The organism is Nonomuraea montanisoli (assembly GCF_013363975.1).
GTDB lineage: Bacteria > Actinomycetota > Actinomycetes > Streptosporangiales > Streptosporangiaceae > Nonomuraea > Nonomuraea montanisoli.
Genome location: NZ_JABWGN010000003.1, coordinates 391,918 through 416,803, shown reverse-complemented (window position 1 = coordinate 416,803; position 24,886 = coordinate 391,918). Strand labels below are relative to the sequence as shown.

The following is a 24,886-nucleotide window of genomic DNA, read 5'->3' as shown; positions in this document are numbered from 1 at the left end:
TCCCCCCGGCGGCGACCCCTCGCCCCGGCGCTAGGCCGCGCGGCCCATGACGTCCTCGGGAGGCGTCCACTCCAGGCCGTGCGCCTCGGCCACCGGGCGGCTCACCAGGTGACCCTCGTGGGTGCTCAGGCCGCGTCCCAGCACCGGATCCAGGTGCATGGCGCGCCGCCAGCCCAGGTCGGCGATCGCCAGCGCGTACGGCAGCGTGACGTTCGTCAGCGCGTACGTCGAGGTGTGCGGCACGGCCCCGGGCATGTTGGCCACGCAGTAGAACACCGAGTCGTGGACCTGGTAGGTCGGCTCGGCGTGCGTGGTCGGCCGGGAGTCCTCGAAGCAGCCGCCCTGGTCGATGGAGACGTCCACCAGCACCGAGCCGGGCTTCATGCGGCTGACCAGGTCGTTGGTCACCAGCTTGGGCGCCCGCGCGCCCGGCACCAGGACGGCGCCGATGACCAGGTCCGCCTCCAGGACCGCGCGCTCGATCTCCAGCGTGTTGGAGGCGATCGTCTGGCAGTGGCCCTGGTAGATGAGGTCCGCCTGGCGCAGCTTGTCGATGTTGCGGTCGAGCAGCATGACCTCGGCCTGCATGCCGAGGGCGATGGCCGCCGCGTTCATGCCGGACACCCCGGCGCCGATGACGACGACCCTCGCCGCGTGCACGCCGGAGACGCCGCCCATGAGCACGCCGCGCCCGCCGCCGGAGCGCATCAGGTGATAGGCGCCCACCTGCGGCGCGAGCCGGCCCGCCACCTCCGACATGGGCGCCAGCAGCGGCAGCGCGCCGTTGTCGGCCTGCACGGTCTCGTACGCGACCCCGGTGACCCCGGAGTCGAGCATCGCCGTGGTGCAGGGGCGGGAGGCCGCCAGGTGCAGGTACGTGAACAGGACCTGCCCCTTGCGCATCCGGTGGTACTCCTCGGCCACCGGCTCCTTCACCTTGAGCACCAGGTCGCCCTCGGCCCAGACCTCGTCCGCCGTGTCCAGGATCACGGCCCCCGTCGACTCGAAGTAGACGTCCGGGATGGACGAGCCGACGCCCGCATCCCTCTCGACGAAGACCTGATGCCCGTTGCGCACCAGTTCGTGGACGCCCGCCGGTGTGAGCGCGACGCGGTACTCGTTGTCCTTGACCTCGCGGGGAACGCCGACCTTCATGACTCGCCCTCGTTTCGTCAGCCGGACAGAATCGCCGCCATCTCCTCCTTATTCCTCCAAAACCCGCCTTATCCCAGGACAGCATCACGAATCTCCGTCTGATTACCTGGGTGCCGCTCCTCCTCGCTAAGCTCACCGGCAGCCCGTACGTCAGGGATGGGGTCGCCAAGGATGGACAAGCCGGAGGAACCGCCACCAGCGGTCCCGGAGGAGCCGCAGGCCAGTCGGCTCACCACCATCGTGTTGATCGTCTCGCTCGTCCTGGTCGTGGTGATCGCGGGCGTGCTCGGCACCGTGGCCGTCCTCATGACGCGCAGCCCCGACGCGCCGTTGCTCGGCGGCGCACCGCCCCAGCGGCTGCCCACGCCCATCCACTTCGCCCCCGTCCGGGAGCAGAAGCCCGCGCCGTGCCCCGGCGCCGAGGCCGCCCTCGACGACCGGCAGACCACCTGCTACCTGCTGGAGGACGGCGTCACGGTCGAGGCCGTCCAGCGGATCGAGCCCGTGCGCGAGAAGGACGGCACCTACTCCGTGCGCGTGGCGATCGCGCCGAAGTTCAAGGACAAGGTGGTCGAGCTCATCGACGAGATGGCCACCGACCAGCGGCAGATCGCCGTCGTGCTGGTGCCCCGCACCGTGGTCGCCGCGCCCGTCGTCACGCAGACCATGAACGGCGACAGCCTGAGCATCGCGGGCTACACCAGGCAGGAGGCCGAGGCCCTGGTCGCCCGCCTGCTCGGCGGCCCGCCCGCGACCGGCCAGCCCGGCACCGGCCAGCCCGGCACGGATCAGCCGGGAGCGGGCCGGCCGTCGCCCGGCGCCACCGACCCGGGCGCCACCGACCCGGGCGCCACGGACCCAGGCGCCACGAACCCGGGCACCCAGAGCACCCCCGGAACCCAGGGCACCCAGAGCACCCCGGGCACCGGCGTCACCGACCCGTTCGCGGCGAACCCCGCCACCGCCCACGCCGCCACCCCCGGCGGCACGAACACCGCGACCGGCGGCCGGCGCACCCCCGACCGCAGGTACACGAGCTGCAAGGAGGCCGTGGCCGCCGGCCGCGGCCCCTACACCAGGGGCGTCCACGAGGAGTACGGCTGGTACACCGACGTGGACGGCAACGGCGTGGCCTGCAACAGCGCCGACATCCGCTAGGTGGCCCACCCCTCCAGGGCGTCGATCGCGTAGTAGGCCAGGAAGATCACCGACACCACCCACAGCAGCCACGGGATCTGCGCGAACTTCCCGCGCACCGCCTTGATGAGCGTGTACGAGATCACGCCCGCGCCCACCCCGTTCGTGATCGAGTACGTGAACGGCATCATCGCGATCGTCAGGAACGCCGGGATGGCCAGCTCCAGGTCCTCCCACGGCACGTTCCGGCTCTGCGTCATCATCAGCGCCCCGACCAGCACCAGCGCCGGAGCCGCCGCCGCGGCGGGCACCACTCCCGCGAGCGGCGTGAACAGCAGCGTGAGCCCCATCAGCGCGCCGGTCGCGACGGCGGCCAGCCCGGTCCGCGCGCCGTCGCCCACCCCGGCCGCCGACTCGACGAAGACCGTGTTGGCCGACGAGCTGGTCGCCCCGCCGATCACGCCGGCGACGCCGTCGACCGTGAGGATCCGCCCCAGCCTCGGCACGCGGCCCTGCTCGTCCACCAGCCCGGCCTCGTCGGCGACGCCGATGATCGTGCCCATCGCGTCGAAGAAGCCGGACAGCACCAGGGTGAACAGCACCACGGAGGCCGTCAGCGCCCCCGCCCGGGCGAAACCGCCGAACACGTCGACCTGGCCCACCAGCCCGAAGTCGGGCGGCGCGATCAGCCGTTCGGGCACCCGCGGCTGCACCACCCCCCACGAGCGGGGGTCCACGCGGGCCGTCGCGTCCACGATCACCGCCAGGATCGCGGTGACGATGATGCTGATGAGGATCGCCCCGGGCAGCCGCCGGACGTACAGGACGATCATCAGCAGCAGCCCGAAGGAGAACAGCGTGACCGGCCAGCCCGTCAGGTGGCCGGTCGAGCCGAGCTGCACCGGCGTCCCCGACCCGCGGGTCACGAATCCCGCGTCGACCAGCCCGATCAGCGCGATGAACATCCCGATCCCCACGCTGATCGCATGCTTGAGCGCGAGCGGGATGGCGTTCATGATGATCGTGCGCAGGCCCGTGACGGCCAGCACGATGATGACCACGCCTTCGAGCACGACCAGCCCCATCGCCTGGGCCCAGGTCATGTACGGGGCCGCCTGGTAGGCCACGACCGCGTTCAGCCCGAGGCCGGCCGCCAGCCCGAACGGCGCGTTGCCCACGAACGCCATCAGCAGCGTGCTGACCGCCGCCGCCAGCGCGGTGGCGGTGGTCAGCTGGACGATCGTGAGCCGCGCGCCGGTCACGTCGTGGGCGCCGGCCAGGATGATGGGGTTGAGCAGGACGATGTAGGCCATCGCCATGAAGGTCGTGATCCCGCCGCGCACCTCGCGCGCGACGGTCGTCTCCCGAGCCTTCAGCTCGAAGACCCTGTCGAGCACGGACATCCCCCCTCGCGGTCAGGGGGACTGCCGATGCCCTACCCGGCGAGAGAGGCGATCATGCCTGCTCGCCGCGGCCGCCGGCGGCGGCGATCATGCCTTCTCGTGGCGGCCGCCGCCCACCAGGGCGACGAACTCCTCCAGCCCGATCCGGCCGTCGCCGTCGCTGTCGGCCGCCGCGATGAACGCCTCGACCTCCTCGTCCGTGACGCCCTGGCCGCCCAGCGCCTGGTTGACCTGCCGGATCTCGGCCGCCGTCAGCAGGCCGTCGCCGTCGGCGTCGAACCGCTCGAACTCCGCCTTGGCCGCTTCGCGCGCGTCAGCCATCGGAATACCTCCCCGTCGCCGGCCCGGCCGGCGCGGCGCGTGATCGCCGCAGGTCCGGGCCCCTCAGCGGACCGCGTCATCGGACCGGTCCCAGAACAAGGCGATATCTTCGGGTCTGATGGGAACACGCGTCAACTCGCGTCCCGTCGCCGCCCGCACCGCCGCCGCGATGGCGGGCGTGGACGACAGCGTCGGCGGCTCGCCCGCGCCGCGCAGCCCGTACGGCGCCGCCGGGTCCGGGTTCTCCAGGATCCGCAGCCGCATGGGCGGCATGTCGAGGATCGTGGGGATCAGGTAGTCGGTGAACGACGGGTTCAGCACCCGGCCGTCGCGCACCTGGATCTCCTCCATCAGCGCCAGCCCGAGGCCCTGCGCCGAGCCGCCGTGGATCTGCCCCTCCAGCGCCGCGGGGTTGAGGATCCGGCCGACGTCCTGCACGGCCGCCAGCTCCACCACCTTGACCAGGCCCAGCTCCACGTCCACGTCCACCACGGCCCGGTGGACGCACAACGCGAGCTGCGTGTGCGAGTCACCCTGCCCGGTCTCCGGATGCATCGGGTACGTCGGGCGGTGCCGGTACTCGCGCGTCTCCTCGACGGGCCCGAACTTCTCCAGCGCCTCCCGCGCCGGCAGCCCCTCGAAGCGGGCCCGTACCGCCTCGCACGCGGCCTTGACCGCGCCGCCGGTCACGTACGACTGGCGCGAGGCCGACGACGACCCGGCCGAGCCCACGGTGGTGTCGGCCGTCGCCACGGTCACGTGCTCGACGCCCAGCTCGGTGCGCGCGATCTGCGCCTGGATCGTCACCAGGCCCTGGCCGACCTCGGCCGCCGCGGTGTGGACGGTCACGTGCGGCTCGCCGCCGATCAGCTCCGCCCGCACCCGGGCCGTCGAGTAGTCGTCGAAGCCCTCGGAGAAGCAGATGTTCTTGATGCCGACGCCGTAGCCGACGCCCCGCCGTACCGACTCGCCGTGGGTGGTCTGGGAGACCCCGCCCGGCAACCCCCGCAGGTCGGCGCCGGAACGCCCCGGGGGCACGGGCTCGGGCAGTGGCATCGCGTCGAGCTCGCGCAGCATCGCGGCCAGCGGCGCCGGCGAGTCGATCACCTGGCCGGTGATGAGCGACGAGCCCTGGGAGACCGCGTTGCGCACGCGGATCTCCACCGGCGACAGCCCGCACGCCTCGGCCAGCCGGTCCATCTGCGACTCGTACGCGTAGCACGCCTGCACGGCGCCGAACCCGCGCATCGCCCCGCACGGCGGGTTGTTGGTGTAGACGCCGGTCGCGTCCACCCGCACGTTGGGCACCTCGTACGGCCCGACCCCGAGCGAGGCCGCGTTGCCCACGACGGCGGGGGAGGAGGAGCAGTAGGCACCGCCGTCGAGCAGGATGTCGGCCTTGACGTAGACGAGCCGGCCGTCGCGGGTGGCGCCGTGCTCGTAGCGCATGCGGGCCGGGTGCCGGTGGACGTGGCCGAAGAACGACTCCTCCCGCCCGTACACGATCTTGACCGGCCGGTCCAGCCGCAGCGCCAGCATGCAGGCGTGGACCTGCATCGACAGGTCCTCGCGGGCCCCGAACGCGCCGCCCACGCCCGACAGCGTCAGCCGCACCTTCTCCGGCGGCAGGCCGAGGCAGGGCGCGAGCTGGTCGCGGTCCACGTGCAGCCACTGCGTGGCGATGTACAGCTCGACGCCGCCGTCCTCGGCCGGCACCGCGAGCCCCGACTCCGGGCCGAGGAACGCCTGGTCCTGCATGCCGACCTCGTACTCGCCGGTGACCACCACCTCCGCCTCGAAGGTGTCGCCCACCCGCACCGGCTGGTGGCGCACGACGTCACGCGACTCGCGCGGGTCCGTCACCGCCGGCCGCACCTCGTAGTCCACGACGATCGCCGCAGCGGCCCGCCGCGCCGTCTCCGGGTGGTCGGCGGCCACCAGCGCCACCGGCTCGCCCTGGTAGCGCACCTGGTCGACGGCCAGCACCGGCTGGTCCTTGACGTCGAGGCCGTAGAACTTCTCGCCGGGCACGTCCTCGTGGGTGAGCACGGCGAGCACCCCCGGCATCGCGAGGGCGGGACCGAGGTCGATCGAGCGGATCCACGCCGACGGGTGCGGGCTGCGCAGCGTCACGCCCCACACCATGCCGTCGAGCCACAGGTCGGAGGCGTAGGCGAACTCGCCCGTCACCTTGAGCGTCGCGTCGGGGCGCGGGGCGCTCGCGCCGACGCCCCACACCGCGGCGCGGGTCCCGGTGCTGGTCTCGGTCATCCTTCGAGTAGAGCACCGCCGCCGCGGCCCTCCAATGCGCGGCGAGTGAAATCCGGGTCCGCACTCGACCTGCGGACTTGTATATTCCTCCAAGTGCGCATCAGTGAGCTGCTGGCGGTGGGCAGCCTGCGGCTCGGGCTGCTCACCGGCGACCCGGACACCGAGTTCCGCGGCGTCCACATCACCGACCTGCCCGATCCCGGGCGCTACCTGTCGGGCGGCGAGCTGGTGCTGACCGGGCTCATGTGGCGGCACGGGCCCGCCGACTCGGCGCCCTTCGTCGCGGCGCTCGCGCGGGCCGGGGTGGCGGCGCTCGGCGCCGGCCTGGCACGGCTCGGCCACGTCCCCGGCGACCTGGTCGCGGCCTGCGCCGAGGCGGGCCTGCCGCTGCTGGAGGTGCCCACGGAGGTGTCGTTCGGCGCGCTGGCCGAGCTGGCGGCGTCCCGCCCGCCCGGCGACGCCCGTGACGCCCGAGATGCCCGCGACGCGCTCGGCCGTCACCGCAGGCTCGTCGCCGCCGTCGCCGAGGGCGCCGGGCTGACCGAGCTGTTCGCGCTCACCGCCGCCGAGCTGGGCGTCACCGGCGCCGTGGTCTCCGCCTGCGGCCAGGTGGTCGCCGGACGGGCGGACGACCCCGTGGGCCTGGCCCGCGCCTACCTCACCGCGCCGGCCCTGCCCTGCCGCTCCGGTGCTCACACGCTGTTCGCCGTGGGCCCGGGCGGGACCGGCGACGGCCGGCGGGCGGCGGGCTGGGTCCTCGCCTGCGACGGCGACCTGACGGACCGGACCGACCTGGGCCACGAGCTGGCCGCCTGCGTCACGCTCGAACGCAACCGGATGGAGGAGGGCCGCCGGGTCGAGCGGCGGCTGGCCGAGCAGCTCGTCACGGCCGCCCTCACCGAGCCCGACCCGGCCGTCGTCGCCGCCCGGCTGCGCACCTGCGGCATCGGCGACGGCGAGCCGTACGCGGTGGTGAGCGCCACCCTGCCCCGGCGGACCCGGCACGGGGACGTCCCCGAGCGGGGCCCCGGCCCCGCGACGCTCGGCGGGCGGGCGCTGGAGGAACTGCTCGGCCGCGAGGTCGTCGCGGCGGTCGGCGCCGACCGCGCGGTGGCGGTGACGTGGCCGGACGGCGCGGTGGCGGGGGCCGCGGCGGCGGTGAGACGGCCGGACGGTGCGGTGGCGGGGGCGCGGCCGGACGGTGCGGTGGCGGGGGCGCGGCCGGACGGTGCGGCGGGCGTGACGCTGGAGGGCGCGCTGGCGGTGGTGCCGCTGGGCGGCGCGAGCGCCGGCGAGCTGGCGGAGCGGCTGCGGCGCGGAGCGGAGGTGCTGGCGGCGCTGCCCGACGGGCGGCTGCGCGTCGGGCTCAGCGGCGAGCTGACCGGGGCCGCGGCCCTGCGGGGCGGCATCGAGGAGGCCGGTCACGCCAGACGGCTGGCGGAGGCCCGCTCGGGCGGCGTGGTGACCAGCGACGAGATCTACACGCACGCGCTGCTGCTGGCCACGGTGCCGGGGGACGTGCGGCGCTCGTTCGCCGCCCGGCTGCTCGGGCCGCTCGTCGACTACGACCGCCGGCACCAGTCGGAGCTGGTGCGGACGCTCGCCACCTTCCTCGACTGCGCCGGCTCGTGGAACGCCTGCGGGGAACGGCTGCACGTGCACGTCAACACCGTGCGCTACCGGATCGGGAGGGTGGAGGAGCTCACCGGCCGCGACCTGTCGACGATGGCCGACCGGGTCGACTTCTTCCTGGCCCTGCGTGCGGGCTGAGCCGGAAGGCCGGTGAGCGAGACCTGTGTCCGGGTGCGGTGCCGGACACAGGGAAAGCAGCAGTGCGAGCGGTTGCGGGTCAGCAGCAGATGGGTTCCGAGAAGGAGGCGGAGATCTGGCTCGAATCGGATGGAGACGAAACGGCCGCATCGGCCGTAGCATTGCCTCCGACCACTACAAAGGCCGTGACCAAAGCGGAAAGCACGGACAGGGCAATGCGCGCGCGCATGGGGGTTCTCCCTCGCCTCTAGGTTGTTCGGACGTCATCATCTCAGGGAGCGATAGCTGTGACCACATCTGACCTGGTCGGACTTCGCATCAAGACGGTGAGGCGGCAGCGTGGCCTCTCACAGGCGCAGCTCGCCCACCCGGAGTTGTCGGACAGTTATGTCTCCTTGATCGAGAGTGGCAAGCGTACCCCGACCCCGGCCGTGCTGGAGCTCCTGGCCCAGAAGCTGGACTGCTCGCTGTCCTATCTGCTCAACGGCGTGACCGCCGAGCAGATGGAGGACATCGAGCTCTCCCTCGGCTACGCGCGGATCGCTCTCGAGAACGGCGAAGTGATCGAGGCCCGCACCAGGTTCGCCGAGCTCATGGCGAACCACAACCTGGCCGGCCTGACGTCGCTGCGCCTGGACACCGAGTACGGGCTGGCGCTGGCCCTGGAGGCGTGCGGGGAGCTGGGCGAGGCGATCGCCGTGCTGCGCCGCCTGCAGACCGAGGACCTCGACGCCGAGCGGCAGATCAACGTCGCCATCGCCCTGTGCCGCTGCTACCGGCTGAGCGACCGCCTCAGCGAGGCGATCAAGGTGGGCGAGGCGGTCCTCGGCGTCTCGCCCCGTCCGACCTGGACCGACGGGCTGGTCGAGCTGGGCGCGACCCTGCTCGGCGGCTACCTCTACAGCGGCGATCTGCTGCGCGCCCGCCAGTTCGCGGCCGAGCTGCTCAACGCCGCCGACATGCTGGGCACACCCAGGGCGATCGTCGCGGCGTGCTGGAACGCCGCCATCGTGGCCAGGTACACCGGCCATGGCGAGGAGTCCCTGGGCTTCCTCGAGCGGGCCCTGGCGATCCAGTCGGAGAACGGGCAGCCACGCAACCTCGCCCGAGCCCGCGTGGCCTACGCCGTCGTGAAGCTGCGCCTCCACCCCGAAGCCGTCGACGAGGTGCGCGCGATGCTGGTGCGGGCCGAGGAGGAGCTGGCGCAGACCTCGGCGAGCACGCTCGACCGCGCCAACGCCCAGGCCGAGCTGGCCCGCACCGAGGTCGTGGCGGGCAACTTCGAGCTGGCCGTCCAGCACGGCCGCGCCGGGGTCGAGATGATGCCGAAGACCGCCCGGGCGCAGGAGGCGGAGGCCCACCTGCTGCTCAGCCGCGCGTACGGCGGCCTGGGCCGGCTGCCCGAGGCGCAGGAGGAGCTGCGCGCCGTCAGCGACTGGCTCCTGCCGCTTCCCGACTCGCGCCAGGTCGCCGGCATGTGGTACGCCGCCGCCGAGAGCATGGAGCAGCTCGGCGACAGCGAGGGAAGCGTCGCGGCCTTCCACCGCGCGCTCGCCTGCGCGGGTCTGTGACCGAAGTCTGGACCGGGCGGCGGCGTCGGTAGCCTGGGGTTGCCATGAAAAGAACCCCGATCGCGGCAATCACCGCGTTCCTCGCCGCCCTGTTCCTGCTCGGCGCGACCGCCGGGCCCGCGCTGGCGCACGACTCGCTCAAGAGCAGCGACCCGGCCAAGGGCTCCACGGTCAAGACCGTCGAGAAGGTGAAGCTGGAGTTCAGCGCCAAGGTGCGCATGCCGTTCGTGATCGTCCGCGGCGCCGACGGCGCCCCGCACCAGGCCGGCTCGGCCGAGGCCGACGGCCCGGTGGTGCGCCAGGCGCTCAAGGACACCCTGCCCGACGGCAAGTACACGATCGCCTACCGCGTGGTCTCCTCCGACGGCCACCCGATCGAGGGCGAGATCCCCTTCACCGTCAAGGGCGCCCCCAAGCCCGAGACGCAGAGCCCCGCCACTGAGACGCCCGCCGCTCAGACTTCCGAGACGGCCGCCGCCCAGCCCGCCGCCCCGCAGTCGCAGGCCCCGGCCTCCTCCGCTCCCGCGGCGGCCGCGACCCAGGAGGCCGGCGCCTCCTCCGGCACCTTCCCCGTGTGGCTGGTCGTCGTCGTCGGCGCGCTGGCGGGCATCGGCGTCGGCTTCCTCATCAGCATGCGCAAGAAGCGGCCGTGACCAGAGCCGCGCGTCTCGCGCTCGCGGCGGCGGCAGCGGCGGTCGCCGCCCTGGTGATCGCCATGATCGCCGGAGGTGCGGCCTTCCCGCGGATCATCGCCGGACTTCCCGACGCCGGGGCGGTCACCCGATGGGGGCTGCCACTGGCCAAGCTGGCGATGGACGCCGCCGGCGTGCTGACCGTGGGCCTGCTGCTGGCGGCCGCCGCGCTGCTGCCCAACGACAAGGGCATGCTCGGCGCGAGCGCCACCGGCTACGTCCGGGCCGCCTCCTGGGCCGCCCTGACCTGGGCCGGCAGCGCGTTCCTCACCCTCGTCTTCGAGGTGTCCGACTCCTGGGGGCAGCCCGTCCTGCAGGCCGTCTCCAGCGGCAACTACCTCAGCTCCTACGCCACCCAGACCAGCCAGGGCATCGCGCTGACCCTGGTCATCCTGTTCGCGGTGGCCATCTCGCTGTTCTCGCGCGGGGCCATCACCGCCGGCGCGGCGGCCGGGCTGCTGGTGTTCGCGCTGGTCACCATGCTGCCGCCGGCGCTCACCGGGCACGCCTCCTCCTCGCCCAACCACGGCCTGGCCACCACCGCCCTGTCGCTGCACCTGCTGGCGCTGGCCCTGTGGGTGGGCGGCCTCGTCGTCGTGGCCGTCCATGCCGTCCGCCGCGAGCCCCGGCTCGACGTCGCCGCCGCCCGCTTCTCCCGGATGGCGCTGTGGTGCTACGTCGGCGTCGGCGCGTCCGGCGTGTTCAGCGTCCTCGCCCGGCTCTCCGCCGTGTCCGACCTGTGGACGTCGTCGTACGGCGTGCTCGTGGTGGCCAAGGTCGTCGCGTTCGTGCTGCTGGGCTACGTCGGCTGGTGGCACCGGCAGCGCACGCTCGCCGCGCTCGCCGCGGACCGGCCGCGCGCCTTCACCCGGCTCGCGGCCGGCGAGGCGCTGCTCATGGCCGCGACCGTCGGCCTGGCCGTCGCCCTGTCGCGTACCCGCCCGCCCGAGGTCAGCCTGCCCGCCGACCGGGCCTTCGAGCTGCTCGGCTTCCCGGTGCCGCCGCCGATCTCCCTGGCCAACCTCGCCACGCTGTGGTGGCTCGACCTGTTCTTCGCCCTCGTGGCCGCCCTCCTGGCCGGTCTGTACGCCGCCGGCGTGGTCAGGCTGCTGCGGCGGGGCGACGCCTGGCCGTGGGGCCGCACCGCCGCCTGGTTCCTGGGCGTGGCGATCCTCGTCATCGCCACGCAGAGCGGCCTGGCCCGCTACGCCAAGGTCATGTTCGACGTGCACATGATCGAGCACATGACCCTGTCGATGATCGTGCCGATCTTCCTCGTGCTCGGCGCGCCGGTCACGCTCGCCCTGCGCGCGCTCAAGCCGGCCGTCCGGCGCGGCGACCGGGGGCCGCGCGAGTGGCTGACCACGATCCTGCACAGCCGCTTCGTGCGGGTCGCCGCCCATCCGGGCATCGCCACCGCCCTGTTCATCGCCTCGACGTACGCGCTGTACTTCACGCCGCTGTTCGCCTCGGCGATGGAGGAGCACCTCGGGCACATCTGGATGACCCTGCACTTCCTGATCACCGGGTCGCTGTTCTTCTGGGTCATCATCGGCGTCGACCCGGCCCCGCACCGGCTGCCGTACGTGGGCCGGCTGCTGACGCTGTTCGTCACGATGCCGTTCCACGCGTTCTTCGGCGTCGCGCTGATGATGACCGGCGCGGTCATCGCGTCCGACTGGTACGAGCAGCTCGGCCGCACCTGGGGCGGGCCGCTCATCGACGAGCAGCGCGACGGCGGCGCGATCGCCTGGGGCTTCGGCGAGATCCCGACGCTCATCGTGCTGCTGGCCATCGCCGTGCAGTGGTACCAGGACGAGGACCGCAAGGGGCGCCGCGCCGACCGGCGGGCCGACCGCGGCGGGGGCGACCCCGAGCTCGACGCCTACAACGCCTACCTGGCGCGGCTCAACAAGGCCGGCAAGGCGGGCAGGGCCGACCAGGCCGACTGACCTCGGGCGGGTGCGCGTAGCCGGATCGGCAGGGCAATCTATCCTCAAGCCGTACGTCTCCCACCCGCCAGGTAGCCTTGCCCTACGGGGAGGTGGGCATCACCTTCCCGCAGGGGTGCGCGGGGCCTTGAGGGGGGCCGCGTCACCCGGTGCGCGACGCCGGTGTGGGGTCCGGCCAGGAGTCCGGGATGCCCCGGGAAGGCGAGCAGAGGTGGAAGATACGCGTATGCGTGGGGGTCGGAACCTCGCCGAGACGCTCGAGAGCCGGCTGGCGCAGTGGTCCGAGCGCACCGGTGTCCGCGTGGAGACCTGGGCCCTTCCCGCCACCGACGTGGCCGCCCCGGTCGGCCAGGCGGTCCTGGAGACGCTGAACGAGGCGCTGGCCAACATCGAACGGCACAGCGGCGCCAAGGTCGTGTCGGTGGCCGTCACCGCGAGCCGCGACGGGCTGCGCATGACGGTCAGCGACCACGGCCGCGGCTTCCCGGCGGAGAAGGCCGGGCGCGGCATCGCGCGGATGCGGGCCGCCATCGCCGAGGTCGGCGGCACCCTGTCGGTCAGCAGCGTGAAGGGCGAGGGCACCACCGTCACCGCGGCGGTGCCCAGGCGCCGCTGACGGGCCGTTCCCCAGGACGCCGTGGCCCGTCGTGCGGCTACGGCGTGGTGAGGATCTCGCTGCCCGTCTCGGTCACCACGATCGTGTGCTCGAACTGGGCCGTGCGCTTGCGGTCCTTGGTCACCGCGGTCCAGCCGTCGGGCCAGATGTCGTAGTCGATCGTCCCCAGCGTCAGCATCGGCTCGATGGTGAACGTCATGCCGGGCACCAGCTCCACCCGCAGCGACGGGTCGTCGTAGTGGGGCACCATCAGCCCGGAGTGGAACGTCGTGCCGATGCCGTGACCGGTGAAGTCGCGGACCACGCCGTAGCCGAACCGCTTGGCGTACGCCTCGATGACCCGGCCCACCACGTTGAGCTGCCGGCCCGGCGCGACCGCCTTGATGGCGCGCATCGTCGCCTCGCGGGTGCGCTCCACCAGCAGCCGCGACTCCTCGTCGACCTCGCCCACCAGATAGGTGGCGTCGGTGTCGCCGTGGACGCCGCCGATGTAGGCGGTGATGTCGACGTTGACGATGTCGCCGTCGCGCAGCACGGTGTCGTCGGGGATGCCGTGGCAGATGACCTCGTTGATCGAGGTGCACAGCGACTTGGGGTAGCCCTTGTAGCCCAGCGTGCTCGGGTAGGCGCCGTGGTCGAGCAGGAACTCGTGGCCGATCCGGTCGAGCTCGTCGGTGGTGACGCCCGGCCGGACGTTCCTGCCGACCTCTTCGAGCGCCTGCGCGGCGATCCGCCCCGCCACCCGCATCCGCTCGATGGTCTCCGGAGTCTTGACGTCGGCCTCGCCGGTCTTCGGGCGCTTCTTTCCGACGTACTCCGGCCGCTCGATGTGCGCGGGGACCTTTCGCATGGGCGAAACTCGCCCGGGCTGGAGCAGTGTCGTCATGAAAGACGAGTCTACGGGGCAGAATAGCCCCCGTGAGCGATGGCCAGTGGTGGTTCTGTCTCAAGCACATGCGGGTCGAGCCCGATCAGGGCTGCCCCAACAAGGACCGGTTGGGTCCGTACGAGAGCGAACAGGAGGCCGCCGGCGCCCTGCAGCGCGCCGCGGAGCGCAACAAGGCGTGGGACGAGGCCGACACCGACGAGGAGTGACCGGCGGACGCGCCTGATCGGCCGGTGACCACCGGTCAGGGGACGACGGCGTAGGCCCGAACGGGGAAGGTGCCCATGCCCGCCACCATCGGCGGCGCGGCGTGGAACCGGAAACCCTCGTCGGGCAGCGCCGCCAGTCCCGTGAGGTGCTCGACCAGCGGGATCCCGGCCGCCAGCAGGACGGTGTGCGCGGGCCGCTCGCCGCGCGGCGGGGTGTCGTCCATGTTGAGCGAGTCGATGCCGACCAGCGCCGCGCCCCGATCGGCGAGCCGCCGCGCCGACTCCGGCGCGAGGTAGGGGTGCCCGTGGAAGTAGGCGTCCGTGCCGAAGTGCCGGTCCCAGCCGGTGTGCACGAGCACGGCCTTGCCGCGCACGTCGAGGTCGGGGTCCAGGACGATCTCGCGGTCCCGCGCGCCGGTGGCCCGGACCACGATCCCGGGCAGGTCGGCCATGCTGCTCAGCGGCACCTGCGACAGGTCCGGCCCGCCGTCGTAGCGGTGGTGGGGCGTGTCGAGGTAGGTGCCGGTGTTGGCGGCCAGCGTGATCGTCCCGATGTGGAACTCGGTGCCCGGCGCGTACACGCCGCGCGAGTCCTCCCGGCTGAGATGCGTGCCGAGGACCGGGCCCGGCACGCCCGGGTAGGTGACCATGCCCTCGACGATGGGGTGGCTCAGCTCGACGATCATGTGGACACTCCGATCCGTACCAGCCTGACCAGCGCGACCGCGCCGATCACGGCCCAGACGAGGTTGAGGCCGGCCGACGGCCAGGCGTCGTTGCGCGCGCTGTTGGCCATGAGGGCGAGTGAGCCGGCGAGGTTGACGACCTGGTAGGCGAGGCCGCCCGCGGGCAGCCGGCCGGCGGAGACGAGGCCGTAGCCGAGCAGGAGCAGGCCGGCGCCCAGCCAGCCGGCCACCTCGAAGAGCAGGTCCATGCAGCCCATTGTCCGAATTACTAGTCATAAAGTGCAATTAAAGGTTGCTACAGCCGCAAGTAAGCTTTCCTGTATGGACATCGACCCCCGGCGCCTCCGTGTCCTGCACGAGGTGGCCCGCCGCGGCGGGGTCATGCGCGCGGCCGAGGCCCTGTACCTGACGCCCTCCGCGGTCTCCCAGCAGCTCGCCCAGCTCGAACGCGAGGTGGGCCTGGCCCTCATCGACCGTTCCCAGCGGCGCGTCTCCCTCACCCCGGCGGGCCGCGTGCTCGCCGGGTACGCCGAGCGCGTCGAGGAGGAGCTGGCCGAGGCCCGGCGGGAGCTCACCCGGTTCACCGAGCGGCTGGCGGGGCCCGTGCGCATCGCCGCGTTCCCCACCGTGATCAAGCACATGCTGGTGCCCGCCCTGCGTGACCTGGCGGCCCGCCATCCCCGCATCACGCCGATCATCCACGAGGTGTACGGCCAGCCCGCGCTCCAGGAGCTGCGGCTGGGCGCCGTGGACGTGCTGATCACCGAGCAGGACATGAGCCTGCCCGTGCTGTCGCAGCCGTCGCTGGCCACCCGCGCCCTGTACGTCGACGAGTACCGCATCGTCGTGCCGCCCGACTGGCCGAACCCGCCGCGCTCCATGGCGGACCTGGCCGACGTGCCCTGGGTGGCGGGCGAGCCCGACCAGGCGTGCGGCCAGGCGCTGGACCGGCTGGCCGGGCTGCACGGCTTCGAGCCGCGCAAGGTCCACGTCATCACGGAGTTCGGCCCGGCACTCGCTCTGGTCGCCGCCGGGCACGGGGTGGCGATCGTGCCCACGCTGGCGCTGCTCGACGTGCCGGAGGGCGAGGTGCGGGTGAGCGAGCTGCGGGACGTGGGCGCCCGCCGGCTCGACGCGGTGACCCGGGTCAGCCGGACGCGGTCGGGGGAGCCGGACCCCGTGCAGGCGGTCGTGATCGGCGCGATCGAGGACGCCACGGCCGCCCTCGAAGGCAGCCTGAAGGGCCACCTCCAACCGGCCTGACGCGCCCGGTGCCGGGCGGCGGCCTCAGCCGGTGACGGCCGGGTGCGCGCCGTGGAGGCGTCAGTCGGTGACCTGGGGGCCGGTGACCTTCTCCAGCAGGCGCGCCAGCCGCTCGCGCAGCCCCGCGTTGCGGGGGATCTCGCCCGCGGCGGCGCTCACGAGATGCTGGGCGCCGTCGAACGAGACCGGCCCGCCGGTCGGCACGGCGATCGCGTCGTGGGCGAGCCCCGCCACCTCCGGGTGCGCCCCCTCCAGGGCCAGGATGGTCGCCCCGACGCGGCGGGCGTCGTCCACCCGCTCCAGCAGCGGCACCGGCGCATGCCCCTCGGCCACCACGAACAGCGTCTCGCCCCGACCCGCCTGACGCACGCGGTCGAGACCGACCCGCAGGTGCGCGGGCGCCCCGGGCGGCGGCGACCAGCGGACCAGGGTGGGGGCGAGCTGCGCCAGGCCCGACAGCCGCGCCTCGTCGGCGAGGTGGGCGGTCAGATGCCACGGCTCCTCCTCGGGCGTGCCCACGAGGAGCAGCCCGCCGGGAGAGCGCGTCGCACGCAGCGCGAGCCCGAACTCGCGGGTGCGCTCGACCCATCCGGTCTCGGCGAGGATCTCGCGGAGGAAGTCCACCGAACCAGAGTCCATCGCCCCATAGTGCATGACCGTCGCCGCTGCGTCGGCCTGTTTCACCGCCATGCCCATCTGACATCCGCCGAGTGTCGATGTCATTTCGGGCCTTGACAGGTGGTTACTGCCGGGTAACGATCGGCTCGCGGCGCCGCCGTCCCCAACCGATCCCCCCACGGAGAGGGCGGCACATGACCCTACGTGTCCGCGTCAGCATGTCCATCGTCCTGTTGGTGATCGCGTCACTCCTGGCCGCGTCACCGGCGCGCGCGGCGTCATCCGCGGCGTCATCTGCGGCGTCATCCGCGGCCCTGGCCGCGCAGGCGCCCGGCGACGTGGTCTCCGCCGAGCCGACCACCGTCTACCTCCTGCCGGGCAAGCTGCTGGAGGTCCCGGTCGACGCCTGGCACCTGCTCTACCGCTCCACCTCCGCCACCGGGCAGCTCACCACCGTGTCCGGCACCCTGCTCGTGCCCAAGGCCGCCTACCCCCTGGGCAGGCGGCCCGTCATCGGTTACGCCACCGGCACCCACGGCCTCGGCGACCAGTGCGCCCCCTCCGCCAGCATGAGCCGGGGCGGCGAGGCCGAGCTGGCGCTGGTGAGCCTGTTCCTGCTCAAGGGGTTCGCGGTCGCGATCACCGACTACGAGGGCCTGGGCACTCCCGGCCGGCACACGTACATGGTGGGCGTCTCCCAGGGCCACGCCGTGCTCGACTCGATCAGGGCCGCGACCCGGGTCCCGGCAGCGAACCTGTCGGACCGCGCCCCCGTCGCCGTCATGGGGTACTCGCAGGGCGGCGCGTCCGCCGGGTGGGCCGGGCAGCTCCAGCCCTCGTACGCCCCCGAGCTGCGCCTCAAGGGCGTGGCGGCCGGCGGCGTGCCGGCCGACCTGCGGGCGGTGGCCGCCCACCTGGACGGCGACCAGAACTTCGGCCTCGCCGCGGCGGCCGGCGTCGGCCTCGACGCCGCCTACCCCGAGCTCGACCTGGAGGCCGACCTCAACGACCGCGGCAGGGCCCTGCTGTCCGACGCGGCCGACGACTGCGTGGGCGAGCTGGAGGACAAGCTGGCCGGGCTGCGGTTCTCCGACCTGAGCCCGGTGGACCTGCTCGACCTGCCCAAGTGGCGGGTCCGCCTGGCCGAGAACCGGCTCGGCGCCACGCCGCCCAAGGTGCCGGTGTTCCTCTACCACGCCCAGGGCGACGAGATCATCCCGCAGGCCGTGGGCGCGACGCTGCGCTCGGAGTACTGCCGGGCCGGCGCCAACGTCCGCTGGACCTCGCTGCCCGCGAACTCCCACGTCCTCGGGGCGGTCGAAGGAGGGCCGCTGGCGATCGAGTGGCTGGCGCTGCGGGTGATCGGCCTGCCCGCGATCGGCAACTGCTGACCGGTCGTCCGGCACGTCCGGGCCCGGCCGCCGCACAGCGGCCGGGCCTGTCGCCGTTCGTCCGGGATGTCCGGGCTCGGCCGCCCCTCAGCGGTGCGGCCGGGCCCGTCTCCGTTCGGGCCTTCCGCCGGTGCCGGGGGCTTTCCGCGTCCGGACGGGGCCGCGCGGGGACCTCCCCGGTGTGCTGGCATGATCGGGGGTATGACTGACGTGAGCGGATTGTCCATCGGCATCCTCGGTGGCACGGGCGACCAGGGCAAGGGGCTGGCGCGGCGTTTCGCGCTGGCGGGGCACGAGGTGCTGATCGGTTCCCGGAGCGCCGAACGCGCCCAGGAGGCGGCCTCCTCCCTCGGCGAGGGCGTGCGGGGTGCGGCGAACGCCGCCGTCGCCGCCGAGGCCGACGTCGTGATCGTGGCCGTGCCGTACGAGGGGCACCGGGCGCTGCTGGAGTCGCTGAGCGACGAGCTGGCCGGCAAGATCGTGGTCGACTGCGTCAACCCGCTCGGCTTCGACAAACAGGGCGCCTACGCGCTTCCCGTGGAGGAGGGCAGCGCCGCGCAGCAGGCCGCCGCCGTGCTGCCCGGCAGCCGCGTCGTGGCGGCGTTCCACCACGTGTCGGCCGTCGTGCTGCTGGACCCGGCCGTGGAGAAGGTCGACCTGGACGTGCTCGTCCTCGGCGACGACAGGGAGGCCACCGACCTGGTCCAGGCGCTGGCCGGGGTGGTCCCGGGAGTGCGCGGGGTGTACGGCGGGCGGCTGCGCAACGCCCACCAGGTCGAGGCGCTGACCGCCAACCTCATCTCGATCAACCGCCGCTACAAGGCCCACGCCGGGATCCGCATCACCGACGTGTGACCGCCGCCGCGCCGTCCCGGCGGGGCCCGCGCGTGACCGGGCATCGTCCCCCATCTCCGGCGGGGCCCGGTCACAGCCAGCCGGCGTCCTCCGCGATGCGGATGGCGTCGATCTTGTTGCGGGCGCCCGTCTTGGTGATGGCGCTGGTCAGGTAGTTGCGTACGGTGCCGGCCGACAGGTGGAGGCGGGCCGAGATGTCCTCGGCCGAGGACCCTCGGGCCGCCTCCCGCAGGACGGTCGTCTCCCGGGGCGTCAGGGGGCTCTCGCCGTACTGCAGGGCCGAGGCCACCAGTTCGGGGTCCAGCACCCGCAGGCCCGCGGCCGTCCTGCGCACCGCGTCCGCGAGCCGCTCGCCCGGCGCGTCCTTCACCAGGAACGCCTGGATGCCCGCCTCCAGCGCCCGCCGCACCTGGCCCGGCCGGCCGAGCGCCGTGAGCACGAGGATCCGGCACGAGGGCAGCTCGGCGCGCAGGGACGCGGCCGCGGTGATGCCGTCGAGGACGGGCAGGTCGATGTCCACGATGGCCACGTCCGGACGGAGCCGGAGCGCCGCCGGGACGATCTCGTCGCCCCTCGTCACCTCGCCCGCCACCTCGATGTCCGGCTCCAGGCGCAGCAGGGCCGTGAGAGCGGCGCGGATCATGTGCATGTCCTCCGCGAGCAGGACCCGGATCACGCCGTGTCCCTCATCCCCGGCCCCTCCCACTCCGCACCGCCCGTTCCCACGCCATGTCGTGCCTGCCGTGCTTGCCGTGCCTTCCGTCCCGCGTCTGGTGTGCCACGTCCGCCGGGGGCGCGTGCGACCCGTCGTCCGCACCGGCTCGTCCGCACCGGCCCGCTCACGCCGGGACCTCCATCGTCAGGCGGAAGCCGCCCGCGGGAGTGCGCCCGGCGTCCACCGTGCCGCCGGCGTGCGCCGCGCGCTCCGCCAGCCCGGTCAGTCCGCCCCCGGGCACGGCCTTCCCGTCCCCGCTCGGCCCGCCTCCGCCCGGACCCTTCCCGTTCTCGCGCGACCCGTCCCCGGCCGCGTCCTTCCCGTCGCCACTCGGCTTGCCCCCGGCCGCGTCCTTCCCGTCGCCACTCGGCTCGCCCGCGGCCGGGACGCCGTCGTTGGCGACCTCCAGCCGGACGGAGCCCGCGTGCCGCGACGTGGCGATCGTGCACGTGGTCGCCGCGCTGTGGCGCAGGACGTTCGTGACGGCCTCCCGCACGCCCCAGGCGAGGGCCTCCTCCGCGGCCCGGGGCAGCGTGACGTCGGCCAGATGGACCTGGCAGCCCACCCCCGCCGACTCCAGCAGCGCCGCCCCCCGGTTCGCCTCGCCCGCCAGCGACAGCTCCCGGTACCCGCGCGCCACCTGCCGTACGTCCTGCGCCGCCTCCCGCGCCACCCGCACGAGCTCGCCCACCTCGTGCCGGGCGGCGGCCGGGTCCCGGTCCATGAGGCGCCCCGCCAGGTCGCCCTTGAGGGCGATCGCCGTGAGGCTGCGGCCGAGGCCGTCGTGCAGGTCGCGCGAGATGCGCAGCCGCTCCCGGAGCACCGCCGCCTCGGCCAGCTCGGCCCTGGCCTGTTCGAGGTCGGACGTCACCCGGACCAGCCGTACCAGGGCGTGGACCATGCCGCTGGTGAGGAGCACGGTGAGCCCGTAGAACAGCGCGACCACCGGGTTGTACGGGAAGATCACCGCACCGGCGTACACCGTCATCAGGCCGACGAGCGGCCAGCCGAAGCGTGGCGGCAGCGTCACCAGCACCGCGCCGCCCAGCATCGGCGCCGCGACCCCCGACCAGCCGCTGGGCAGGAACAGGTCGGGGACGTACGTGGCGACCGCCTGGAGCGCCACAGTGAGCGGGAAGAGCGGCGGGCGCTCGTCCCGCAGGGCGGCGCGCATGGTGAGGAAGTGCAGCGCCGCCACGGCGACGATCAACACGGTCGCGGCGAGGCCGTAGCCGGGGCTGACCGAGAAGTACCACAGGCCGATCAGGATGTAGACGGCGCCGACGGAGGCGATCAGGACGCGGGCGAGCCGCTGGGCGGAGGAGGAGGTCATGTCCCGGCCATTATGACCGGCTACGACCGGCGCGGTTCCCAGCGGAACCAGAGCCGGATCGCGACGACCCCGGCGACGCCCCACGCCGCCAGCACGAGCGCGGGCCGGGCCACCGCGCCGGTCCTGACGGCGTCCACGACGGCCGTGGTCGGCAGCAGGTCCAGCACGGCGCCCACCCACGACGGCAGCGCCTCGCGGATCGGCCCCATCGCGCCGGTGGCGATCCCCGACAGCAGGAACACCGGCATGCAGGCGGCCCCGGCCAGTTCGGCGCGCGGGATCGCGGCCGTGTACGCGGCCCCGAGCGTCGCCAGCACCACCGATCCGGCGATCACCATGGCGGCGAACAGCAGGGGGTTCGCCGGGTACGGCACCCCGGCCGCCAGGTTCACCGCCACCGTGCAGGCCGCGACCACCGCCACGGTCTGCGTGGCCGTGGCGGCGATCTGGCCGGCCAGGATCCGGCCGTCGGTGAGCGTCGTGGCGCGCAGCCGCTTCAGCACGAGCTGGTCGCGGCGCGCGGACAGGGCCACGGCGATGTTCATGAACGCGGTGATGGACAGGATGACGGCCAGCGTGCCCTGGAACTGGGCGGTCGCCTCGCCGGTGCCGCCGGGCCGGAGATGCCGCATGAGCAGCGGCAGCCCGATGGCGATCAGGGCGGGGGTGAGGACGGAGCCGAGCAGCAGCGCGCGGTCCTGCCAGAACAGCCGCGTGCCGAGCCGGTAGGTGGCGGTCAGGGTCATCGGTGCCTCCAGATCATCGGGCCGACGTCGGCAGGTCGAGGAAGAGGTCCTCCAGGGTGGCGGCGCGGACCTCCAGACCCGGCAGGCGCAGCCCGCGCTCGGCGGCCCAGCTCAGCAGCGTCTGCGCCGCCAGGTCAGGGTCCTCGGCGCGGCAGACCGCCACGTCGCCGTCCACGGTCACGGGCAGCGGCAGGTTGGCGGCCGCCACCGCGGCGGGCAGCCGGAAGGACACCCGCCCGCCGCGCGCGGCGAGCGTCTCGGCCATCCCGCCGGAGGCGACGATCTCGCCGCCGTCCATGATCGCCATCGCGGACGCCAGTCGCTGGGCCTCCTCCAGGTAGTGCGTGGTCAGCAGCACCGCGGTGCCCCGCCGGGCCAGCTCGCGCACCACCTCCCAGGTCGCCGCGCGGCCCTCGGGGTCCATGCCGGTCGTCGGCTCGTCCAGGAACAGCACGTCGGGGCGGCCGAGCAGGGCGAGCGCGAGGTCGAGGCGGCGCTTCTCCCCGCCGGAGAGCTGGCGCACGCGCACCCCGGCGCGGCCGGCCAGCCCGGTCAGTTCCAGCGCCTCGTCGCGGGGCCGGGGCGCGGCGGTGAAGCCGCGCCACGCGTCGACCGTGGCCGCGACCGTAAGGTCGGGGAAGAACCCCGCCTCCTGCAGCATGATCCCGGTGCGCCGCCGCACCTCCGCCCGCTCGGTGGACGGGTCGAGCCCGAGCACCCGCACGGACCCGCCGTCCGGCCGCAGGAACCCGGCCAGCACCTCCACGGTCGTCGTCTTGCCGGCCCCGTTCCGGCCGAGCAGTGCGAACACCTCACCGGCGGCCACCTCGAAGGAGATGCCCTTCACCGCCTCGAACCGTCCATGACTTTTCCGGAGCGCTTCCACGCGAATCGCCGTCATGAACACGACTATTCCTGGGCGTTCCGGGCGGCGGCAGTGAAGAATTCACGAGACGCGCGACAGCTTCAGCAACGCGCCGGTGACGGCCTCCGGGTCCACCATCTGGTGCAGGTGCCCGCCCGGCACCCGGGTCACGGGCCAGCCGCGCCGTTGCGCCTCCTCGGCCATCACGTCGTACGGCGGGCCGTACCACAGGCACGAGCACCTGACCCGGTCCCATCCCTCGGGGACCGGGACGCGTTCGGTGAAGAAGGCGAGCGGCAGCCGGGGCTGCTCGGCCACCACCCTGGCCCGCGCGGCGGGGTCGGGCAGCATCGCCGCGACGACCTCCTCCTTCCACCAGTCGGTCCAGCGCGGCAGCAGCCCGTCGTCGCCCGCCCGGGCGCGCAGGAACTCCAGCCGCCGCTCCTCGGCGGCCCGGACCAGCCCCTTGGGCGGCGGCACGTGGGCGTCGGCGAACACGCACGCCACCACCCGCTCGCCCAGCCCCTCCTTGACCACGGGCGCGAACAGGCCCGCGGTGCTGTGGGCCACCAGCACCAGCGGCGTCTCGGGGACGGCGGCCCGCACGGCGTCGACCACCCGCGGCCAGGTCGGCGGCCCGCCGGCGGTGACGCCGGTCAGGTCGGGGACGACGGCGGCGCGGCCCCGCCGTTCCAGTGCCGCGACGACGGGCTCCCACGTCGAGGGGCCGACGGCGGGGCTGTGCAGGAACACGAAAGTGGTCGTCATGCCTCCAGGGTCGCGCGGCCGGGGAGCGCGGCAGACCGCTGTCAGCTCACAGCGGATCGCACACGGTCACCGGCGCGCCGCGGCCCTGAGGCCCGCGCTGCTCCCACGACGAGCCGCGGCCCCCAGGCCCGCACCGCTCACACGACGAGAGGGCGGCGGGAGGCCGGGCCCCTGGTGCCGTCGTAGGCGTCCCAGGCCGCCGCCAGGCCGGAGACCGCCCGCGACAGCTCCTCCCGCGGGAACAGGAAGTGCAGCCGCATGTACTCGGCATGGCCGCCGAGCGGGTCGAACGAGCGTCCCGGCGGCACCGCCACCCCGTGCCTGAGCGCCACCTGCGCGAACGAGTCGGCGTCGCCGCGCGGGATGCGCACCCAGATCGTCTGCCCGCCCGTCGCCCGCTCGAACGACCATGACGGCAGGCGCGCGGCCAGCTCGGCGCAGAGGTGGTCGTGCCCCTCCCGCAGCTCGCGCACGCGCGCGGGCCGGATCTCCGGCAGCCGTCGCAGCAGCGCCGCCGCCGCGACCTGGCCGAGCACCTCGCCGCCCAGGTCGTGCACGGCCCGCAGCCGTGCCAGCCGCGACACCAGCGGCGCGGGCGCGCGCACCCAGCCCACCCGCAGCCCGCCCCACACGACCTTGCTCAGGGAGGCGATGGTGATGACCTGCTCGCCGCGGGCGTACGAGGCGACGGGCGGCGGGGTCTCGCCCGAGAAGCACAGCTCGGCGCAGACCTCGTCGTCGACGATCGGCACGTCGTGATCGCCGGTCAGCCGCGCCAGCCGCCTGCGCTCGCCCGCGGACAGGGTGGCGCCGGTGGGGTTGCTCGCCGTCGGCACGGTGTAGACGAGCGACGGCCGCTCCCGCAATGCCGTCGCCAGGTCGGGCGGGGGCTCCGGCTCCGATCCGGCGCCGGAGAACGCGGGGGAGGGCGCGAGCGCCACCGGCCGCACCACCGCGGCGGCGTGCCGGAACACCTCCAGCGCCCCCGGGTACGTGGGCGACTGGGTCAGCACCGTGTCGCCGGGCGCCAGCAGCAGCCCCGCCACCAGCGTCAGCGCCTGCTGCGCCCCCGTCGTGACCAGGATCTCCTCCGCCGTCGTGGGCAGCCCACGGCCGCGGTAGTAGGCGGCCACGGCCTCGCGCAGCTCCGGGTTGCCGGCCGGCTGGTATCCCAGGTCGCGGAGGTGGCCCAGCCGGCCGATCGCCTCCTCGTACGCCTCCGCCAGCACGGCGGGCGGCCGGTCCGGCGCCGCGCAGGTGAGCAGGCTCACGCCGTCCGGCGGATGGAGGATGTGCAGGAGGAGGGGGTTGGCGGGCACGCCGTCGGCGCTGCGGGAGGCGGGCAGCTCCAGCGGCGCGACCCGGGTGCCGCTGCCCTGGCGGCGCGTCACGCGCCCCTCCTGCTGGAGCAGGTCGTACGCGGCGACGACGGTGCCCCGGCCGACGGCCAGCCGGCGCGCGAGCGTCCGGTCGGGCGGCAGCGGCGTGCCGGGCGGCAGCACCCCGTCGTCCACGAGGGCCCGGAACCGGGCGGCCAGCAGCAGGTAGAGCGGCCCGCGCCCGGACGCCCACCGGCCGAGCAGGTCGACCAGATCATCGATGCTGACATTGGCCCCATTCATGGACCAATTCTGCGGCATTGGCTCTGACTGAAGCCACCTCG

The 24,886-nt window shown here is 74.0% G+C and carries 24 protein-coding genes; 10 read left to right on the top strand and 14 right to left on the bottom strand.

Annotated features, from left to right (window positions below):
* Positions 1-30: 30 nt before the first annotated feature.
* Complete coding sequence (ald, locus tag HTZ77_RS08800) at positions 31-1,155, bottom strand: alanine dehydrogenase (protein WP_175588972.1); 1,125 nt, start codon at positions 1,153-1,155, stop codon at positions 31-33.
* Positions 1,156-1,326: 171 nt separating this feature from the next.
* Here ald and HTZ77_RS08795 point away from each other — a divergent pair, with 171 nt between their 5' ends.
* Complete coding sequence (locus HTZ77_RS08795) at positions 1,327-2,313, top strand: excalibur calcium-binding domain-containing protein (RefSeq protein WP_175588971.1); 987 nt, start codon at positions 1,327-1,329, stop codon at positions 2,311-2,313.
* Here the strand turns inward: HTZ77_RS08795 and HTZ77_RS08790 are convergent.
* The 3 genes from HTZ77_RS08790 to HTZ77_RS08780 all read right to left on the bottom strand — a co-directional run bounded on the left by HTZ77_RS08790 (position 2,310) and on the right by HTZ77_RS08780 (position 6,287).
* Positions 2,310-3,695: an NCS2 family permease gene (locus HTZ77_RS08790; RefSeq protein WP_175588970.1), complete on the bottom strand. Its 1,386-nt coding sequence runs from the start codon at positions 3,693-3,695 to the stop codon at positions 2,310-2,312. The genes HTZ77_RS08795 and HTZ77_RS08790 overlap by 4 nt on opposite strands.
* A gap of 87 nt (positions 3,696-3,782) precedes the next feature.
* Positions 3,783-4,016 (bottom strand): EF-hand domain-containing protein, encoded by a 234-nt coding sequence (locus HTZ77_RS08785; RefSeq protein WP_175588969.1) that lies wholly within the window; start codon positions 4,014-4,016, stop codon positions 3,783-3,785.
* Positions 4,017-4,079: 63 nt separating this feature from the next.
* A complete protein-coding gene (locus HTZ77_RS08780) occupies positions 4,080-6,287 on the bottom strand; it encodes a xanthine dehydrogenase family protein molybdopterin-binding subunit (protein ID WP_175588968.1) in 2,208 nt (735 codons plus the stop codon).
* Between the two features lie 93 nt (positions 6,288-6,380).
* Between HTZ77_RS08780 and HTZ77_RS08775 the strand changes: the two genes are divergently transcribed.
* The 5 genes from HTZ77_RS08775 to HTZ77_RS08755 all read left to right on the top strand — a co-directional run bounded on the left by HTZ77_RS08775 (position 6,381) and on the right by HTZ77_RS08755 (position 12,888).
* Positions 6,381-8,057, top strand: a complete 1,677-nt coding sequence (locus tag HTZ77_RS08775; protein WP_175588967.1) for a helix-turn-helix domain-containing protein — start codon at positions 6,381-6,383, stop codon at positions 8,055-8,057.
* A gap of 287 nt (positions 8,058-8,344) precedes the next feature.
* Positions 8,345-9,628: a helix-turn-helix domain-containing protein gene (locus HTZ77_RS08770; protein ID WP_175588966.1), complete on the top strand. Its 1,284-nt coding sequence runs from the start codon at positions 8,345-8,347 to the stop codon at positions 9,626-9,628.
* Between the two features lie 44 nt (positions 9,629-9,672).
* Positions 9,673-10,281: a copper resistance CopC family protein gene (locus HTZ77_RS08765; RefSeq protein WP_175588965.1), complete on the top strand. Its 609-nt coding sequence runs from the start codon at positions 9,673-9,675 to the stop codon at positions 10,279-10,281.
* Positions 10,278-12,272 carry a cytochrome c oxidase assembly protein gene (locus HTZ77_RS08760; protein WP_175588964.1) on the top strand — a complete coding sequence of 665 codons (1,995 nt, stop codon included), beginning with the start codon at positions 10,278-10,280 and terminating at the stop codon, positions 12,270-12,272. Before HTZ77_RS08765 ends, HTZ77_RS08760 begins: the two co-directional genes overlap by 4 nt.
* A 226-nt stretch (positions 12,273-12,498) precedes the next feature.
* The gene (locus HTZ77_RS08755; protein WP_175588963.1) at positions 12,499-12,888 is read left to right on the top strand and encodes a sensor histidine kinase; all 390 of its coding nucleotides are present in this window, start codon (positions 12,499-12,501) and stop codon (positions 12,886-12,888) included.
* Positions 12,889-12,925: 37 nt separating this feature from the next.
* On the opposite strand, the gene map is transcribed toward HTZ77_RS08755, so the two are convergent.
* The gene (gene map / locus HTZ77_RS08750) at positions 12,926-13,774 is read right to left on the bottom strand and encodes a type I methionyl aminopeptidase (RefSeq protein ID WP_175588962.1); all 849 of its coding nucleotides are present in this window, start codon (positions 13,772-13,774) and stop codon (positions 12,926-12,928) included.
* A gap of 32 nt (positions 13,775-13,806) precedes the next feature.
* Between map and HTZ77_RS08745 the strand changes: the two genes are divergently transcribed.
* Positions 13,807-13,983, top strand: a complete 177-nt coding sequence (locus HTZ77_RS08745) for a hypothetical protein (RefSeq protein ID WP_175588961.1) — start codon at positions 13,807-13,809, stop codon at positions 13,981-13,983.
* A gap of 35 nt (positions 13,984-14,018) precedes the next feature.
* Here the strand turns inward: HTZ77_RS08745 and HTZ77_RS08740 are convergent, their stop codons facing one another.
* Together HTZ77_RS08740 and HTZ77_RS08735 are read right to left on the bottom strand one after the other, a co-directional pair.
* Entirely contained in the window at positions 14,019-14,669 is a 651-nt protein-coding gene (locus tag HTZ77_RS08740) for a cyclase family protein (protein WP_175588960.1), read from the bottom strand.
* A complete protein-coding gene (locus HTZ77_RS08735; protein ID WP_175588959.1) occupies positions 14,666-14,917 on the bottom strand; it encodes a CBU_0592 family membrane protein in 252 nt (83 codons plus the stop codon). The genes HTZ77_RS08740 and HTZ77_RS08735 overlap by 4 nt, the downstream gene beginning before the upstream one ends.
* A 73-nt stretch (positions 14,918-14,990) precedes the next feature.
* On the opposite strand from HTZ77_RS08735, the gene HTZ77_RS08730 reads away from it, so the two are divergent.
* The gene (locus tag HTZ77_RS08730; RefSeq protein ID WP_175588958.1) at positions 14,991-15,932 is read left to right on the top strand and encodes a LysR family transcriptional regulator; all 942 of its coding nucleotides are present in this window, start codon (positions 14,991-14,993) and stop codon (positions 15,930-15,932) included.
* Between the two features lie 60 nt (positions 15,933-15,992).
* On the opposite strand, the gene HTZ77_RS08725 is transcribed toward HTZ77_RS08730, so the two are convergent.
* The gene (locus HTZ77_RS08725; RefSeq protein WP_175588957.1) at positions 15,993-16,571 is read right to left on the bottom strand and encodes a hypothetical protein; all 579 of its coding nucleotides are present in this window, start codon (positions 16,569-16,571) and stop codon (positions 15,993-15,995) included.
* A 173-nt stretch (positions 16,572-16,744) separates the two neighbouring features.
* On the opposite strand from HTZ77_RS08725, the gene HTZ77_RS08720 reads away from it, so the two are divergent.
* Positions 16,745-17,941, top strand: coding sequence for a lipase family protein (locus tag HTZ77_RS08720; protein ID WP_175588956.1), 1,197 nt, complete (start codon positions 16,745-16,747; stop codon positions 17,939-17,941).
* Positions 17,942-18,142: 201 nt separating this feature from the next.
* Entirely contained in the window at positions 18,143-18,796 is a 654-nt protein-coding gene (gene npdG / locus HTZ77_RS08715; RefSeq protein WP_175588955.1) for an NADPH-dependent F420 reductase, read from the top strand.
* A 70-nt stretch (positions 18,797-18,866) separates the two neighbouring features.
* Here the strand turns inward: npdG and HTZ77_RS08710 are convergent, their stop codons facing one another.
* The 6 genes from HTZ77_RS08710 to HTZ77_RS08685 form a co-directional block, all read right to left on the bottom strand.
* A complete protein-coding gene (locus HTZ77_RS08710) occupies positions 18,867-19,472 on the bottom strand; it encodes a response regulator transcription factor (protein WP_175588954.1) in 606 nt (201 codons plus the stop codon).
* Positions 19,473-19,635: 163 nt separating this feature from the next.
* Positions 19,636-20,844 carry a sensor histidine kinase gene (locus HTZ77_RS08705; protein WP_175588953.1) on the bottom strand — a complete coding sequence of 403 codons (1,209 nt, stop codon included), beginning with the start codon at positions 20,842-20,844 and terminating at the stop codon, positions 19,636-19,638.
* 20 nt (positions 20,845-20,864) lie between these two features.
* Positions 20,865-21,590, bottom strand: coding sequence for an ABC transporter permease (locus HTZ77_RS08700; protein WP_175588952.1), 726 nt, complete (start codon positions 21,588-21,590; stop codon positions 20,865-20,867).
* A 13-nt stretch (positions 21,591-21,603) separates the two neighbouring features.
* A complete protein-coding gene (locus tag HTZ77_RS08695) occupies positions 21,604-22,491 on the bottom strand; it encodes an ABC transporter ATP-binding protein (RefSeq protein WP_175588951.1) in 888 nt (295 codons plus the stop codon).
* Positions 22,492-22,536: 45 nt separating this feature from the next.
* Complete coding sequence (locus HTZ77_RS08690; protein WP_175588950.1) at positions 22,537-23,223, bottom strand: alpha/beta hydrolase; 687 nt, start codon at positions 23,221-23,223, stop codon at positions 22,537-22,539.
* Positions 23,224-23,360: 137 nt separating this feature from the next.
* A complete protein-coding gene (locus HTZ77_RS08685; RefSeq protein WP_175588949.1) occupies positions 23,361-24,845 on the bottom strand; it encodes an aminotransferase-like domain-containing protein in 1,485 nt (494 codons plus the stop codon).
* Between the last annotated feature and the right edge of the window lie 41 nt (positions 24,846-24,886).